The 16,024-nt window shown below is 52.9% G+C and carries 16 protein-coding genes and 1 pseudogene; 9 read left to right on the top strand and 8 right to left on the bottom strand.

All coding sequences use genetic code 11. The annotated features are described in order from the left end of the window. Nucleotides 1–49 precede the first annotated feature (49 nt). Together O4H49_RS03975 and O4H49_RS03970 are read right to left on the bottom strand one after the other, a co-directional pair. On the bottom strand, nucleotides 50–1,609 hold the full coding sequence (locus O4H49_RS03975) for a peroxidase family protein (protein WP_269422121.1): 1,560 nt from the start codon (nucleotides 1,607–1,609) through the stop codon (nucleotides 50–52). 356 nt (nucleotides 1,610–1,965) lie between these two features. Beyond that, nucleotides 1,966–2,655, bottom strand: a complete 690-nt coding sequence (locus tag O4H49_RS03970; protein ID WP_269422120.1) for a hypothetical protein — start codon at nucleotides 2,653–2,655, stop codon at nucleotides 1,966–1,968. Nucleotides 2,656–2,860: 205 nt separating this feature from the next. On the opposite strand from O4H49_RS03970, the gene O4H49_RS03965 reads away from it, so the two are divergent. From O4H49_RS03965 to O4H49_RS03955, 4 genes and pseudogenes are all read left to right on the top strand, one after another. Further along, nucleotides 2,861–3,556: a helix-turn-helix transcriptional regulator gene (locus O4H49_RS03965; protein WP_269422119.1), complete on the top strand. Its 696-nt coding sequence runs from the start codon at nucleotides 2,861–2,863 to the stop codon at nucleotides 3,554–3,556. 254 nt (nucleotides 3,557–3,810) lie between these two features. Next, nucleotides 3,811–4,338: pseudogene (locus tag O4H49_RS20630) on the top strand (pentapeptide repeat-containing protein); the annotation flags it as partial. Between the two features lie 123 nt (nucleotides 4,339–4,461). Beyond that, nucleotides 4,462–5,823, top strand: a complete 1,362-nt coding sequence (locus O4H49_RS03960) for a toll/interleukin-1 receptor domain-containing protein (protein WP_269422118.1) — start codon at nucleotides 4,462–4,464, stop codon at nucleotides 5,821–5,823. A 49-nt stretch (nucleotides 5,824–5,872) separates the two neighbouring features. Continuing rightward, on the top strand, nucleotides 5,873–6,700 hold the full coding sequence (locus tag O4H49_RS03955; RefSeq protein ID WP_269422117.1) for a hypothetical protein: 828 nt from the start codon (nucleotides 5,873–5,875) through the stop codon (nucleotides 6,698–6,700). Between the two features lie 58 nt (nucleotides 6,701–6,758). Here the strand turns inward: O4H49_RS03955 and O4H49_RS03950 are convergent, their stop codons facing one another. Next, a complete protein-coding gene (locus O4H49_RS03950; RefSeq protein WP_331283734.1) occupies nucleotides 6,759–7,901 on the bottom strand; it encodes an isocitrate lyase/phosphoenolpyruvate mutase family protein in 1,143 nt (380 codons plus the stop codon). 141 nt (nucleotides 7,902–8,042) lie between these two features. Between O4H49_RS03950 and O4H49_RS03945 the strand changes: the two genes are divergently transcribed. Continuing rightward, on the top strand, nucleotides 8,043–8,447 hold the full coding sequence (locus O4H49_RS03945; protein WP_269422116.1) for a MerC family mercury resistance protein: 405 nt from the start codon (nucleotides 8,043–8,045) through the stop codon (nucleotides 8,445–8,447). Nucleotides 8,448–8,525: 78 nt separating this feature from the next. On the opposite strand, the gene O4H49_RS03940 is transcribed toward O4H49_RS03945, so the two are convergent. Further along, the gene (locus tag O4H49_RS03940) at nucleotides 8,526–8,894 is read right to left on the bottom strand and encodes an SPW repeat domain-containing protein (RefSeq protein WP_269422115.1); all 369 of its coding nucleotides are present in this window, start codon (nucleotides 8,892–8,894) and stop codon (nucleotides 8,526–8,528) included. Between the two features lie 147 nt (nucleotides 8,895–9,041). Then, the gene (locus tag O4H49_RS03935; RefSeq protein WP_269422114.1) at nucleotides 9,042–9,977 is read right to left on the bottom strand and encodes an AraC family transcriptional regulator; all 936 of its coding nucleotides are present in this window, start codon (nucleotides 9,975–9,977) and stop codon (nucleotides 9,042–9,044) included. Between the two features lie 293 nt (nucleotides 9,978–10,270). Here O4H49_RS03935 and O4H49_RS03930 point away from each other — a divergent pair, with 293 nt between their 5' ends. From O4H49_RS03930 to O4H49_RS03920, 3 genes are all read left to right on the top strand, one after another. Next, nucleotides 10,271–10,810 carry a DUF4142 domain-containing protein gene (locus O4H49_RS03930; protein ID WP_269422113.1) on the top strand — a complete coding sequence of 180 codons (540 nt, stop codon included), beginning with the start codon at nucleotides 10,271–10,273 and terminating at the stop codon, nucleotides 10,808–10,810. A gap of 8 nt (nucleotides 10,811–10,818) precedes the next feature. Continuing rightward, nucleotides 10,819–11,250 carry a cupredoxin domain-containing protein gene (locus tag O4H49_RS03925; protein WP_269422112.1) on the top strand — a complete coding sequence of 144 codons (432 nt, stop codon included), beginning with the start codon at nucleotides 10,819–10,821 and terminating at the stop codon, nucleotides 11,248–11,250. Nucleotides 11,251–11,362: 112 nt separating this feature from the next. After that, a complete protein-coding gene (locus O4H49_RS03920; RefSeq protein WP_269422111.1) occupies nucleotides 11,363–11,785 on the top strand; it encodes a GFA family protein in 423 nt (140 codons plus the stop codon). A gap of 86 nt (nucleotides 11,786–11,871) precedes the next feature. Here O4H49_RS03920 and O4H49_RS03915 read toward each other — a convergent pair whose 3' ends face one another. The 3 genes from O4H49_RS03915 to O4H49_RS03905 all read right to left on the bottom strand — a co-directional run bounded on the left by O4H49_RS03915 (nucleotide 11,872) and on the right by O4H49_RS03905 (nucleotide 15,250). Further along, complete coding sequence (locus O4H49_RS03915) at nucleotides 11,872–13,044, bottom strand: alanine racemase (protein ID WP_269422110.1); 1,173 nt, start codon at nucleotides 13,042–13,044, stop codon at nucleotides 11,872–11,874. Then, nucleotides 13,041–14,318, bottom strand: a complete 1,278-nt coding sequence (locus O4H49_RS03910) for a DUF1611 domain-containing protein (protein ID WP_269422109.1) — start codon at nucleotides 14,316–14,318, stop codon at nucleotides 13,041–13,043. Before O4H49_RS03910 ends, O4H49_RS03915 begins: the two co-directional genes overlap by 4 nt. 101 nt (nucleotides 14,319–14,419) lie before the next feature. Further along, nucleotides 14,420–15,250 (bottom strand): hypothetical protein, encoded by an 831-nt coding sequence (locus O4H49_RS03905; RefSeq protein ID WP_269422108.1) that lies wholly within the window; start codon nucleotides 15,248–15,250, stop codon nucleotides 14,420–14,422. A gap of 609 nt (nucleotides 15,251–15,859) precedes the next feature. Between O4H49_RS03905 and O4H49_RS03900 the strand changes: the two genes are divergently transcribed. Continuing rightward, nucleotides 15,860–16,021 carry a hypothetical protein gene (locus O4H49_RS03900; RefSeq protein WP_269422107.1) on the top strand — a complete coding sequence of 54 codons (162 nt, stop codon included), beginning with the start codon at nucleotides 15,860–15,862 and terminating at the stop codon, nucleotides 16,019–16,021. Nucleotides 16,022–16,024 lie beyond the last annotated feature (3 nt).

Raw genomic sequence — 16,024 nt, 5'->3', positions numbered from 1 at the left:
CTCCTTCGCCCGCCCCCTGTTACCCAGATCCCGGGTAATCAGGCCCCGGTTAAAACGCAAACGAGACCTTGAACTGTGCGGGATCATTGACGTTCCGCTGAACAAGGTCAAAAAGACTGTTGGTGTTCCGAATGGTCTTCATACCGTACTTCGTGAAGGTTCCGGCATCAAAAACCTCCCTGGCAAGCAGAGGATTGGTAAGCGCCTGTGTGAAGGCATCGGAAGCAACCATCGTGGTCATCAGTTCACCGAACAGGGCGTCCTGATCAGGGTCTTCAGCAAACAGCCCGACAAAAAATTCCAGATTGTCCACATCCCTGTACAGATCTTTCAGTTCGGCCTCGAGGTCTTCGTTCGAGGTGAGGTCGTCAAAGTCATCAAACTCTTCCAACCCAAACCGGGTTCGATATTCATTGTAACTGCGCAGGCGGTAATCCCGACCCATCTTGATCGCCGCATATTCCGCGCCCAGCAGAAATCCCGGTGTGTTGTGCAGGCTGATCCGACCCGCTCTTTGGCGTGATCCACCGTCAATAATCCCGCCCAGACCATGGCTGATCAACACCGAGTTATTCAGCATAAACTCCTTTGGTTGATAATCCTGTGCACCAAAGGTCATTTTATCGGGGATCAGGCCGTGCCAGCGATATAACAGGTCGAACTCCAGCGCGATCCAGTTGGTTCGATACCATTGCTCCTCTTCCGGAAAGGAGTTATCAACCATAAAAATGGGGGGTTTAACAGGTGATATATGGTTAATATAATCCTCGATAACGATCTTGAGCAGCAGAACGATATTGATATTTCGCGCTGTCTGGAACAGGCGTTCATCATCCCAGTCTGGATTGCGCAACGCCAACTCATCACATAGCCGGTTATGTTCACGTAAAAACAGCGTACTGATCGCGGTATAGCCAACCGTGGAGTTTCCCCGCTCCAGCCCTGTGGCAAAATAGTTTTTCTTGCGGACCTCCCCATCCCCGAACCTGTTGCGGATCTCGTCAACCTTGCCGTTTTTGACATAGGGCAGGCCCTTGTACTCGGGCTTCAGACCCCCGGCATCATCATAGAGATTGTCCGGGTATTCCTCCCCCTGGATGAACTGGCTTCTCAGCTTGCCTGTTGTTTTTGTCCGCAAAATCCGGGCGGTGGCTTCTGTCAGCCCATATATCTGGCAAAGATCGATTTCGTGATTAGAGGTATTCTTCCGCCGATCATTGCCATCAACCCGAAGAAAGCTGTCGGTAAACCACTGGGCAAAAAAGGGAAACAGCAGGCTGGAACGCGGACAGGGAATTTGTGTTGTCCGTTTGAACAGTCCGGTAATCTGTCCATGGTCCGTCAATGATTTATAGGGGCTGTCCGGTGGCAACAGCTGATTATAACTTTCCGGCGCGGCACGCAGATGACGACCGGAAAAATTGCGATCCGTCAGCGATGCCCAGGACACATAGTCACAGATCTTGCCTTTTTTATCAGACCAGAGGCTATAGGGGCGCGGTCGGGACGAGCTCGCCTTTGCAAAAGAGTTAATCGCCAGTTTGCTGACCACTTCCGGGGCAAGCTCGTGCCCGATCTTGGCTGCCCAGTTTTTCAAACCTTCAAACATCTGCGCTCTCCCTGAATCGAATTGCTTTATCATTATTTATAACGGGATGCTCTGAAGGCTTTGTCACAGGCCTGCCCGGGCTTGACGATCAGACCAGTCCCGGAAATCTGGGGCCGGAAATCTGGGGCCGGAAATCTGGAGCCAGACATCAGAAGCAGGCCCTCAATAAAGCAGCACCCCGACCACCACCATAGAAGGAGACAACAACAAAAACAACGCCCGATAGTAGCCAGCCTGTACGGAACATCCAGACAGGAACAGGTTAATCAGCCAGGCAAGAGAGCGCGCAAGGCTGCCAGAAGAGAGCCCCGGTAACCTGAAGGCAACCGGGGCTCTTTCAATAAACCAGCTTCCTCCTAAGCAAGAAGGAACCAGAAATCCAGATCAACACTGGCCGGGTCAAACAGGGCCAGCAGCTCCTGACAGGTCGGGTCGCCGATATAGCCGTTACAAATCCGCCGCGCAGCTCCCAGGTTCTGGACAAAAGAAATTTCCGACCAGGTATTTTCATCGACCTGTCCCATTAAATGGGCCCGCAATTCCGGTTGTCTTGCCAGATAGAGCTGCTCAATCCGGGTCGAGACATCCTGTAAAGCTTCCGGTGACAAGCTCTCTCCCGGCCTGGGACGAAAGCTGCCGAACTCGATGCAGGAGAAATTTTCAGGCATCTGCATCACCGGGCTCAACAACCTGTTCGGGCTCATGCGCACGGTCTCTGGTTTGAGCAGCGCCATAAAGGCATGCGAGCTTTCGTACTCGACATACTTCTCCCCCATCTGCTGTAAAGCTTCAGGGGTGTCAGCCAGAACAGCATCGGCAAAATGCCCCTTGAGATTCCCCAAAAACCAGTGCCGGGCAATGCCGGGCTGCTGATAGAGAAATTCCCGCCGCCAGGTCAGACAGGCCTCGATCAGCTCTTCTCCCGTCACTTCTGCCTGCTTTTCATAACGGGCAAAGCCCATGGCTGTAAAACCGCCGGTCGTGCCGGAACCCTTGTTGCTTTCAGCAAGGTCGGTATCTTGTTTTCCTGCAGTATCGACTAACATCTGTTCTTTCTCCCTCAAATCATGCGACAGCTCTGTAGGCGTTACGGATTAACCACGCCGTTGCTTCAACCGGTTTTATGGAAACGGGCACGTTTCACTCACCGGGTGCTGTCCTATATCTACTGGATACCCCTGACAGTATATGTCAGGGTTGTTTTGTTATATTCGACCAGTCTTTTTCAGAACCGGACCCGGCTGTATCCCCATGCGCCTGCTCAGACTTTTTTCTATTCTTGATCGCCTGCGGGCCAGGCGGCACCCGATTTCGGCCGAAACCCTCGCCCGGGATATGGGTGTTTCCTTGCGCACCATCTATCGCGACATGGCCACGCTCCAGGAAATGGGCGCCCCGGTCCGGGGGGAAGCAGGCATCGGTTATCAGATCGAAAAAGGCTATTTCCTGCCGCCGCTGCATTTTGATCCGGATGAGCTTGACGCGCTGATCATCGGCACAGAACTGGCCGCAGCCCGCGGCGATCAACATCTGGGTGACGCTGCCGAGCGGGCGCGGGCCAAAATGATCGCGGTCCTGCCCGACCATATCCGCGACAAGCACCGCGACCTGCCGCTCTATGCCTATTCCGCCCTTGGCAAGGCAGACGAGGACAACCTGACCTTTCTCACCCCCCTGCGCACCGCCCTGCGCCAGCATGACAAGCTGATGATCAGCTACCTCGACCTCAAGGACCAGCCGAGCCAGCGCACCGTCCGCCCCCTCGCCCTGACCGTGTTTGACCGGGCCTGGCTCCTGACCAGCTGGTGCGAAAAAGCCAACGATTTCCGCAATTTCCGCGTCGACCGTATCCAGAGCCTGACGACAACAGGCGAAACCTTCCGCCCCGAACCGGGCAAGCTCTATAACGATTACGTCAAGACATTCAACCCGCCAGAAAAACATTAAGGTCAAAACAGTAAGATCAAAGCATTAGGGCCAAAACATTACGACCAGCTCATCGAGCCCCAATCATTGCGACACGGGGCCGCAAGCCGTTAAGTAAAATAAATCGGTGTTTTTGTTATTTGAACGAAAACAGTTCTCACCGATAAAAGCTGTTTTTTTTGCCGCACTCAAAAAAGGCAGAGCCCCGCTTCCCGCCTTGTCATTCCCCCCAAATATTTCTAGAGTTTTACAGCTATAGCTTGAGGATTTTCTGCATGGGCAACCCCCAACATCTTAAATGGCTGCTCGAAGGCGTCGAAGCCTGGAACGCCAGACGCGAAGTGGATGATTTTATCCCTAATTTTGAGGGCATGGATATCCGTGCCGCTTTTGAAGATGCAGGACAAATCAATGAGTTTGGGCGCTTCGAACTGGACATAATAAACTTATCTCATGCAAATTTAAATGCTGCAAATATTGATAGAGGGAGCCTAACAAAGGCCCAATTAAGCAACTCAAAGGTACATTTTGCATCATTCAATCGCGCAGATCTGAGAGGTGCCATTTTTCTTGATTCAAAAATTACAATGGCACAATTTGATAGAGCAGATTTAGAGGCAGCTATTTTTGTAAATACAAGACTTAGGCATGTGGACTTCAATAACGCAAATCTTCTAAATGCACAATTTATGCATGCTTTCCTTGATAGTGTTAACTTCTCTGATGCCGCCCTCGACAACGCCGATTTTTCCTCATCTAGTTTAAGTAGCTCGGATTTTAGCGATGCAAACCTAAGATCTTCTTCTTTTAAAAATGCCAAGGTTTATACAAGAAAAGGGAAACAGAGCCGGAATGAATTACCTTTCACAATAAACTTTAACGATTTCTCCACTTCAACAGGTCTTTCCAAAGAACAAATCAATGAGATGAATGGTGATACTGGCACCAAACTTCCCCCAGAACTGAAACATCCATCGCATTGGCCCCAGTGGGACGGAGATGATACAGAGGAAGAGACTGCCGTTGAAGAGTACAGCCCAGCAATACAACCTTCCCCTGATACTCCCTTTGTCTTCCTTTCCTACAGCTCTCGCGATCGCGTGAAGATCACAGGCCTGAAAGTCTTCCTTGAAGCCCGGGGTATTGCCAGCTGGTGGGATCAGGATATTCCAACAGGGGGAAAATGGCGGGAGACCATTGCACAAAAGCTGGAAACTGCCGCCTGTGTTCTGACGTTCTGGACAGGTGAAAGTGTTCAATCCCCTGCGGTTATTGAAGAAGCCAGCCGCGCCCAGAGCCAGAACAAGCTGGTCCATGCCCGGCTGGACACGGCGCCCCTGCCCTATGGCTTTTCCGAAACCCTCTATGCCAGCCTGACAGACTGGGACGGCTTTTCGCCTAATCACCCCGGCATGCGCAAGCTGTTACAGGCGTTGCATGACAAGCTTGATCCCCCCAAAGGCCCCGCATTGAGCACAAGATTGCTCGAGGCCAGCAGCCTCGCCTTTGAAGCCCGAAACGGCAAGCTGACCACACTGGACAGCCCGCCCCATGCCGCCCCGCCAGTCCGGCACCCAGAAGACCTGAAACAGCGTATCGCCGGGCAGGATTATGCCATCAAACAGCTGCTTGCAGATCTCCACGCCCGAAAGTTCAATGTTCCCCGGGAGTTCGCCGAACAGCTCACCCGTTATCACAGCGCCCTGTGTCTCGACAATCCAACATGGTATGCACTGGATGACGGAATAGACGCCATCATCGACTGTATGGACCGCCACGATGCGCAGACAGACTGGCCCGACAGATTACAGTCGCAGTGCCGCAGATTGATATCGCGTCATCATGAGATGGAACCCCTGATCCGCCCGAAACAGATCCCGTTGGATCAAGCGGATGCACCCCGCCCGGCCCCTCAGCCCGACCTTGCTCATCTGGAACAAAGCCCACCGGCACAGGAGGAATTGCTCAACACAGCTCGCCAGCTTAATAACAGTCTTGCTTCTGGTGCCGCGAAAGACGTGCTGGATGAAACGACCCTTCAACTGCTCGAAAGCCCTGTGAAGCTCATCACCAGCGGACTGGCGCAACAGGGCGATACAGAAAAAGACAAGTCACATCGGCACAGCCTGCTGCGACGGGGGCTGATAAAAACCGCCGGGATCGTCGCCGGGCTGGTCACCGCCATTTCCGCAGGCATTGCAACGAATGTACTGACCTCTCCTGCCGCTGCCGTCACCCTGTTGACCCAGCTGGAACAGATCCTTGCAGCCCTGTTGAAGCTGTTCTGATGCTATCCAGTCGATATTCACTTCCCCGGGACAGAAACAGGGATAAACAATGACGGCCATCACCTCCCCCTCACCACAAAAGCTGCGCGTGTTTGACACGCTGGGACAGAGCTTTCGCCTCTGGGGCCGGAATCTTGCCTACTTCTCTCTGCTTGGACTAATGCTTAGAGAGGGCAATTATCTGTTCGAGGTTGTGCTTGAGGCAACCCCTTTTACTTTTGAAATCTATATACCTTTTCCGATCAGAATGTTGCTGCTCATGGTCATGAAAAGCCTCCTGACCTATGGCTTTTACCTCCTGATCACCCGGAGATGTCACCATTCCCCCCCACAGCAAAATCCCGCCCCCAAAACAGCACGGCTCAACCTTGCTCTCCTGCTTTATGTCTTGACGATTGTTGCCTTCCTGCCCCTGATTAAGCTGGGCAGCAACATTTATCTGGTTGAAAACGCCAATATTGGCAACGTCTTCTTCCAACTGTCCTTTCTTTTCAACAGAATTCCCGGCTATATTCTAACCCTGATTTTCTTTGTTTTGGTCCCAGTAGCTGTTATCGAGCAACAAGGCATCGCCAAAACGCTCAGACGTTGCCTGGATCTGTGCAGAGGCCATAGACTGGCCCTTTTCTGGCTTTTCCTCTTCAATGGCATCCTCCAGATTTTTTTCGCCGTTTTTATCATCAACTTCGTGCCCTTGATTAACCAGGGTGGATTGTTAATTTCCGATCACTGGATTGACTACCGAAAATTCAGTGCACAGGTGATCCTCGGACTTATTGAGCCTTTTATCGTCATTCTCTGGTCAGCAACCTATGCAAACCTTATTCGGATTAAGAGCCTTCAAAACCCTGAACATCTGAAACAGGTGTTTGATTAGAAAAGCCAAAGCCTTTGAGATTACCAGGAAACAGACAGCATTCCGTCCAATACCCGGTTTAACGTTTTGCCGTGACCATATAGCTGCTGACTTCCTGATGGGACAATGCTTCGTCTGCATAGGAGAAGCTTCCCTGATCCCGGATTTCCAAAGCGGCACGCATCATCCCGCCCAAGGCTGCCCGGGCGAAAGAACCTCCGGTGGAAACACGTTTGACCCCGGCGGCGGCAAGATCCTCAAGGCTGTAGGTCAATCCGCCTCTGCCCAGGACCACATTGACCGGCTTTGACACCGCCGCACAGACTTTGCGGATGGCCTCAAGATCAGGCAGACCCGGCGCATAGAGCACATCGGCCCCGGCCTGTTCAAAAGCCTGCAAACGACGGATGGTGTCGTCCAGATCCGGACGTCCGTGCAGAAAGTTCTCGGAACGCGCCGTCAGCAAAAAGGGCAGACCCCGGCTGGCCTCACAGGCAGCCCGAACCCGCTCTACCGCCAGGTCAAAATCGAAAATCGGATCGGCGGCATCCCCCGTGGCATCCTCGATCGAACCGCCAACCAGCCCGACCGCCGCAGCCTGCCGGATAGTTTCGGCGCAGCTTTCCGGATCAGCCCCAAACCCGTCTTCCAGATCGGCAGAAACCGGCAGTTCTGTTGCCGCGACAATCTCCCGCGCATTTTCAAGGGTGATTTCCCGGCTCAGCCCCGCCGTTGCATCACAATAACCCAGTGAGAAAGCCAGTCCCGCCGAAGTCGTCGCCAGGGCCTCAAACCCCAGCCCGCTCAACATCCGCGCCGTCCCGGCATTCCAGGGATTGGGCATCAAAAAAGCACCCGGTTTTTCGTGCAATGCCTTGAAGGCCTCATATTTTTCCTGCTGGCTTTTCAACATCTGGCTTCCTTTTCGTAAATCAAGAGACAAACGTGAATGATCATTGCCGAGGGCATAATCAATTGCAATTATGCTACCGCTATCTCTGGAACTGTTGGGGTATAAAACCGACAGGCCGTCCTCTTTTCCCGTCCTTGCCATCTGGGAGCCCGTAGGGTTTCCCCGACAACCGAGCAGCACCGTTACTCGAGATACCCGCAGTATCTTGCGTGGCTGTTCAAAGGGCTCGAAGTTCGAAATACGCCATGCAAGGCTGAAGATTTCATTCCAGACCGCACGGTAATGGGCCTGTGCAATGAGTCTGCGCAATGGGTCTGTCCAATAGGTCTGTGCAGCTGGCTTTAAAACCGCCACAAAAACTGTTTCTCCCGGAGACATTATTTACCTGCTATCAACTTCACCGGGATAAGATAGTCTACGTCAACACAACAAAACCCGAGAGGAGCCGGGATGCCGGGAAGACCTGAAAGATCAGAACTGTCCCCTGCATACCGGGCGCCCCAGAGCAAAAAACCAAAGATCGGCTGGCTCGCGGCGATATCAACCACCTTCTCCTTCCTTCTCTGTTATGGAACCCTGGGGGTTATCAGCCTGCTCGGCCAGCTTGGTGTTGCCCTGGCGATCAATGACACGCTCTGGGCAGGGGGCATAGTCATCACCGCCTGGTTTGCAGTCGCCGGATTGGTCTGGGGGATACTGCGTCATCAAAATCCCTGGCCAAGCCTGCTCGGCGGAGCCGGAGCCCTGGGTCTGACCTATACCATGTATCTTGAATACAGCATCCTGATCGAAATGAGCGGGTTTCTATTGCTCTGTCTTGCTGCCCTCTGGGACTGGCGATCACCTCCCCGCTAGCACCGCAAAAAAGAAAAGGGCGGATCAAAGCAATCCGCCCGCAAAATTCTTTCCATGAACCCTACAGGAAAGCTTCCCCTAGGCGAGCTGCATGTTGCCTTCCGGCTTATGGAGGCTGACGACGGTGAGAACAGCCAGACCATTTACCCAGTAATAGATGGCATCAATTCCATGAAAGCCCAGAACAAAGGGGATCAGGGTAAAAAGTGCGCCAACGGCAAAATCAACAACAAGATGAAAACGGTACGACAGCACCCGGATAAGGCCGAGGTGATGATCGGTCAAAATGGTGAGGATAAAGGCGGCAACCCCTGTCACGACAGAAAGCCAGAGCGCTGCGGGATGGCTGCCCCCCAGCTCAAGCACAAAGGGAAGGGCAATAAGGCTGATCGCAACTGGATAGTCGAGATAGGCATGAACTGTTTTGGTAACAAAGCGCGGTATCATTGTAGAAGGTCCTTTACATTTAAATCGGGTTTTCCGGGATATTTCCTTAGGCGAGGAAAATCTGTTCAAAACTCATATGATCAATGTAAGGAACAATTTCGTACGATGAAGTTCAGATAGTACGTAAAATATGCGAGATCGTACAAACTACTGTGCGGATCTGTATCCGGCGGGTGACATGCCGACTTCTTTTTTAAAGACCCGGGAAAAAGCGGATTCAGAAGCATAGCCGATCAGGGCGGCAACTTCGGCAACATTCATCTTCTGCTCTACCAGCCCCTGACGGGCAATCTGCATGCGCCAGGATGTCAGGTACTGAATGGGTGTCACCCCCATCTTTCGGGCAAAATGCTGGGCAAAGCTGGTGCGTGATAACCCGGCTTCCCGCGCCAGACTTTCCACGGACCAGCTTTTTGCCGGGGCTTTGTGAAAAGCATTCAAAGCCCGCGCAATATGCGGATCGGCAAAGGCAGCCAACCCCGTGATCTCGGCTCCCTGACGATCAATAAAGCTGCGGATGGCCTGTGCAAAAATAACCTCGGACATTTTGAGTGCGATAAGATCCCCTCCGAACCTGGCACCACCCGCTTCGTCACCGATCATGCGCAGGGTAGCCTCCATCCACTTTCCCGCGGTCTCGCCGTAGTTTTGAATGTGGATATAATCAGGAAGCTGGTCAAAAATCATATGCCTGGCATCTTTGGCAAAGGAAAAATGCCCGCAGATAAGCTGGGTTTCCTTTTCCACATCCCCGCCGCCATAAACCAGAACGCCATCGCCTTTATAGCCGGACTCTTCCAGAACCCGGTCCAGAGGCAGAATTTCATGCGGCGAGGTGTTTTCACAGAACAGGCTATGGCTGGCGCCATGCGGGATGATCACCAGATCTCCCTGTGCCAAAACCAGACTTTCCCCGGTTTTGTTGATCATCACTTTACAGCTTCCCCTGTGGGCAAAGTGAAAGCGGGCAGCATTTTCAAAAGACGGGACTTCAAGCCCCCAGGTCGACGTGAAAGAGGTGCGGAAGTACAGGGTCCCCTTCACGGAAAGGCGGGTGAGAATGTCACTGAGTAAATCCAGCATGATCTGGTCCTTCCGTTCCTTCGGTGCCTTTACCTGCAGGGGTTCCGGGTCGGCTCTGGGGCGGCTTTTTCTGCTGCCAACAGGCCTTGAGGGAATGTCAGCTGACCTGATTATGGAATTGAGCCCAGGCTTCGTCCAGCGGTTTGAACGATCTGACATATAATGCGAACTCCAGAGCATTCACAGTCCGGCTTATTCGGTCTTTTCTGTTTTCGTTGAACCTCTGCAAAGTTTTTCTGAACCCGGGTAGAAAACCCGCCAGAAAATCGGCAGAAAACCAAATGGAGAAAAAAATGAAAAAACTGGCATCTGTTATCCTGACCATCGGCACCCTGTCTCTGGGGGCAGCTTTCTCGGCACCTGTTCTGGCCGACAACCCTGCAGAACTTAACGACCTGGAAATCGCACATGTTGCCTATAGTGCAGATAACATTGATATCAAATATGCCCATCTGGCGATGGCCCTGTCCGATAATCCAGAAGTCCGCAACTTTGCCCAGACCATGATCCGGGATCATGAAGCGGTGAACAAGGCAGCTCTTGAGCTTTTGGAAAAACTCGGTGCAACAGCACAGGATAATTTCCTGAGTAAAACACTGAACAGCAATTCAAAAAAGATCATCACAGATCTTGCCGCCCTGCGCGGTGCAGAGTTTGATCGCGCCTACGCCGCCAATGAGCTGGCCTATCACAAGGCCGTCAATGAACTGGTGGAACACAGCTTTATTCCAAACATCGAAAATGAAGAAGTAAAAGCCCTGTTCAAACAAGGCCTTGAAATATTCAAGGGCCATGAGCACCACGCCGAGATGATGGTTCAGAAACTGAAATGAGCCCGGTCATGAAAAAACCTGCCCGACAGGCAATGACTGCACGAAGGTCTTTTTTAACAGCTGGCATGACGTTGGTCAGTGCAACGGGATTTCTCGTTGCACTGACCGGGCTTTCCCGTCTGGCAAAGGCAAGCGGGAACGATCACAGCCATGACAGCCGTGAAAGCCAGAAATATAATGACCGGGTGCACTCTGTCGAAATCCGCAACCTGATCTTTGTCCCCGATAGTCTGGAAGTTTCACCGGGTGATAAAATCCGCTGGATCAATCACGACATCAGCCCCCATACCGCAACAGCCATGGATGAGCGCTGGGATACGGGCGAGCTGTCGATGGGCCAAAGCAGCACTCTGACCGTGACGGAAGAAATGGCCGGGGAGTATTATTGCCTTTTCCATCCCCATATGCGCGGGAACATAAAACTGCGGGAAAAAGCCTGAAGCCTTTGGCCCGGATTATCCGGATGAACAGGCTGACTGCTTTTCAAGCCCCGTTTCTATCGGTATTTTCTGAGAGAAGATTTCGATAACTCATCAAGCAGGAAAGCTGTTCATGTCTCGGAATGAAAAACTGCCCCGTACCAGCCCCCTCAAGCCCGTTCATGTCAACCCCGTCCATCGGGCCAGCTGCCACTGCGGGGCAGTGCAGCTGGATCTGACCCTGCCCAACGGCATCGAAGATCCGCGGCGCTGTGACTGTTCAATCTGTCGCAGGCGCGGGGCTATTGCCGCGTCGGTCAGCCTGAAAAACCTCAAAGTGGTCGCTGGCGCGGAACAGTTGCGCCTCTATCAGTTCAACAGCATGACCGCGAAGCATTATTTCTGCGGGATCTGCGGCATCTACACCCACCACCAGCGTCGCTCCAACCCCGAAGAATACGGCTACAACGTCGCCTGTCTCGAAGGCATCAATCCCTATGATCTCGGTGAAGTTCCGCTGAATGACGGTATCAACCACCCCTCGGACCGAATATAGACAGAGGTTCAGGGAATTCCCTTGATTAAAACCCGGGCCTGATTAAAACAGGACACTCTCCTGCTGCTTGATGAGCCTATCGGCCATCACGAGTAGTGGAATTTCGCCACATCCGGCTTCCGGTTTTTTGTCACCTTGTGGATCTGCCCTGCCGCCATTGCCCTCATCAGGGCAGAGTAGTTGGGCCGCAGAGGAATTTCAGCCCCGACCACCAGTGTCTTGCTGTCGCTTTCCATGACGAGATGGTCACTGGTTGCCCCGACAAGGCGATTGCCAGAGGGCAGTGTAAGGCCCCGGATATCCGTATCCTGGTATCCGAGCGCAAGGATCGATTGTCTTCGCTGTCCAGCCCCCGGAATCACCCCGTTATCAGGACGATCCTGTGCAGTAATCCGGGGCATGACCGGCCCGGTCCAGATAATTGGCTTGACCTTGTGCTCGATAATCTCTGCGACGAGGGTAAAGGCATCCGTAAACAAGCCCTTGATCGCGGCTCCGGTCAAGGGCTGAACCCCCAGCAGGATCGCCTCGCCCAGACGCAGATCATTCACGGCTTCCGGCTGGATCTGAGCCGCTTCACAGGGAAAACTGACAAAACCGGGAAGACTGGTCGAGTTGCCCCCCGATACTATTTCAGGAAAGATACCAGCAACATCTTTGCTCGTCCCCGAGCTGTTCCTGCCTCTATTCTGGGCGAGATCCTGCCCCATATGCCGGGCCAGTTCAGAAAACATCGCCATTGCCGCCGCGTCCGGACCAGTTGCGTTCAGGCAGGCAAAATTGGCCGCGATACCTTTCAGCTGAACCCCGGAGATCGTCATCACCTCTCTGACAATCTGTTGCAGATCCCCGGGCATAATACCTTCCCTGAGATCCCCCATCTCGACCATCAAAACGATATCATGGACTCTTCCGGCCTGTCTGGCGGACTGCGCAAGCAGATAGATCGTGTCCAGCTCGGTGTTATAGCTGGTGTCACAGGCTTGAATAACACGGCTGACCTCGCTCGGCATCGGGGTGCGGATAAGGGTCAGAGGACAGGAAATGCCAGCGTGTTTTAACCGCTCCAGATTTTCAATCCGCGCATCCGCAAGCCCGACGGCACCACCATCAAGCATCGCCCGGGCAATGTCCGGGTGCCCGCAAACGGCCTTTGTTACCGCCGTAACACCTATGCCATATGGTTTGAGCTGCTGGACAACTTGGCGAGTGTTATAGAGGATTTTACCAAGGTCAACTTCGATGCGCGGCGTCCTCATTCCGCGGCCACGACAGGGCTCCGGCGCACTGCAGGGAAAGATGCCACCACCATCTCCACCAGATGCGCAACTGGACGGCTCAGTGCATCGGTGACCGGCAAGCCAAGATCTTTCCCGTATTTTTTGATGGCAATCCGGATTTCGGTCTCGGACATGTTTTCATGATTGAGGGTCAGGCCGATCACCCTTGTATCCGCGAAAGCTTCGATCAGGGTGATTTCATCAGCAGGATCAGGCATTGGCATCGTTGGGAAATCACAGCGATGCGCCCGTTTTGGTGCATGCTGAAGAATCACCCCGTCAGGCTGGCTGCCCCGCAGAATAAAAGCAGAGGTGCAAAAGGCCGGATGACTGAGCGCTCCCTGTCCCTCGATAAGGATGACATCCGGCCTTTCAGCCTGATCAGCCTTGACAATGGCGCCTTCCAGCTCGCCACAGCAGAACTGTGGGGGAATGGCATCCATGGCGATCCCGTAACGGGCGCCCTGCATCAGGCCGGTCTGTCCGGTGCCGATCAGAACAGTTTTGATGCCCTGTGCATTCAGGGCACGGGCCAGAACTGTTGCTGTGGTGCGCTTGCCAATGGCGCAATCCGTCCCAAGAACGGCAATGCGGATGGCACCGACCCTTTTGATACTGCCGTCGAACAGGCGCATGTCCTTGCTTGGTCGTGGCTTGCGCACATCCTTGATCGTGACCCCTTTGCCAAGCTTTGCCGCAGCCGAAACTTCCGGGTCATCACCAAGATATTCATGCAGGCCGCTGACAATATTCATTCCCCTTGCAATCGCATCAAGGACAACACCGCGATCTTCATGGGACAGTTTCCCGGTCGAGGGGGCCATGCCATAAATAAAGGTATCCGAAATGCCCTCTTCATGGGCTGCAGCTTCTTTCATGTTGCTGAAGATCGGTATGTTGTTGGCAACACCATCAAGAAACTGACCGGAATCCTGCCCGCCCAGGGTACTGTCAATAACCGAAACAATGCGGAATGTTTCCGAATGCCGGACCAGTCCGTTCGCGGTTTTGCCATCAATTTTCCCGAAATTGTTTTCACAATAAACAATTGCAGTGGGTGTTTTAAGACTGCCCATTGCTGGCAGGGCAGCATCACTGGTATTGGCAACACCAGCAACACAAATTCCCCCGGAACCCGAGACAAAATCCGGGACAGAATCTGACCCAAAATCTGGAAGTGAACCGACGGCTTTCCCCAGAGAAGGTTCGGCCAGTTTGTCGCCATCAAATTCGCTTCCCAATTCGTTTCCCATGTCGGGTCCTTTCAAAAGTCATCCACAGGCAACAGAATTGCCACCCGCGGGTAAGACGCACCGCACCATGGCGGTGACGTCATTGACTGGTCATCTGTCTATCAGTTGTTAAGAACACATTTCCCGTCTGACTGACGGAAATGCTGGTTACAATCCCAGCGTCTGCCGCTGCGATCCAGATGGGCATTTGGTGGCACCTCTACTGTGACACAGGCATCCCCCACGGCGGCAAAGCCACGTTCACACACCCAGCCCGCCCCATAGGTTGCATCATCAAAATAGGCATTGGTCGGGATAGTCACCGCTTTGCAGGTTCCGCCCATTTCAACGTAACCCCGCTCGCAGGTCCAGGGCAGACCATATGTCGATGAGTTCAGAAAAGCATTTTCAGGAACAACGATGGCTGCACACTTCCCGGCTGTTTCTTTGTAACCGCGATCACAAGTCCATCCAGAACCATAGGAATCGTTGGAGAGATATGCATGTTCCGGCAAGATAATCTCCTGGCAGCCCTTATCAATTTCACGATACCCGCGACTGCACTTCCAACTCTGGCCTCTATGATCAAGATAGCCACCAACAGGCACGCTGACCGGAACACAGGATGCCCCGATTTCCTGAAAGCCATGCAGACATTCCCAACCTGTCCCGTATCTCTGATTGGTGGAAAAGGCATTTTCGGGGACGACAACCGCCACACAGGTCTTTCCGTCCGCTTTGAAAGCAGTATTGCATTCCCATCCGTCACCATAGCTTTTTGCATGGGCATTTTCCGGGATCAGAACAGTTTGGGATAACGCGACACCCTGTGACCCAAAGACCATAAAATACAGGACGGTCAGCAGGAAGAGCAGCAACAGAGAGCGCATTTTCTTCTGCAGGGACGCAAGAGGCATCACGGAAACCAGGGTGGATTGTTTGGATCTGGGCATTACTAACTCCTTGGCGGAGAAAGCGCCGCATCGCTGTTTCAATTTTGCCTGAACTGGTTTGTTCCCGATCTGTCTAACAGGCATTGCCGCTCTGGACAGCACCCGCGCAGTGACAGAAAACGGCCTCGCGCGTGTTGCCTTGTCAGAATTGAGGCGTCACGGTTCTTCTTGAGGCGTGAAAACACTGATTTACAGGAACTTCAGCCAATAACAGGCCGACAACAGGTCGCTTGCCCCAGATATGTAAGCAAAGATCACAGCCGAGGGAGATTGCCTGCAGAGATAGCAGCAGCCTTTACCAGACGAGTAACCCGGAGCTGGACCATAACGACTAATTTTTCTTGATGGGAAATTGAAACGACTGCACCCGGTTTTAAAACCGGCAAGTCAGGAATATCAATTTTCTATCATATGTATATGGGAAGGCGGGCAGTGGATTACAACCAGACCCAAGCAGAATAGACAATAAGACCGGAAACTGGTGGACCATTACCTTTTCTCCGGCCTGTCATGAAAACCACCCGGACTTGTCAGATTACTGTAAGATCCCTCTGATACGTTGCTTGCAGGTTTTTATAGCCCGCGCGTAACAAACAGAGGAACCTGCAAATGGCACAAGCATTGGGATTTTTGTTTATCCTGTCTCTGGGAGTGACCGGTCTGGTGAACTACACCGCCTTTTCACTGGGACAAGACGGTTTTGATCAGGTCTTTGAACAGCCGCAGTATGCAGTCGCAAGCGACCAGTTACTTGTTAGCGCGATCGAATAACCT

The organism is Kiloniella laminariae (genome assembly GCF_027214005.1).
Lineage (GTDB): Bacteria > Pseudomonadota > Alphaproteobacteria > Kiloniellales > Kiloniellaceae > Kiloniella > Kiloniella laminariae_A.
The sequence above is the reverse complement of the archived record's forward strand: the minus strand, read 5'-3'. Positions and strand labels throughout refer to the sequence as shown.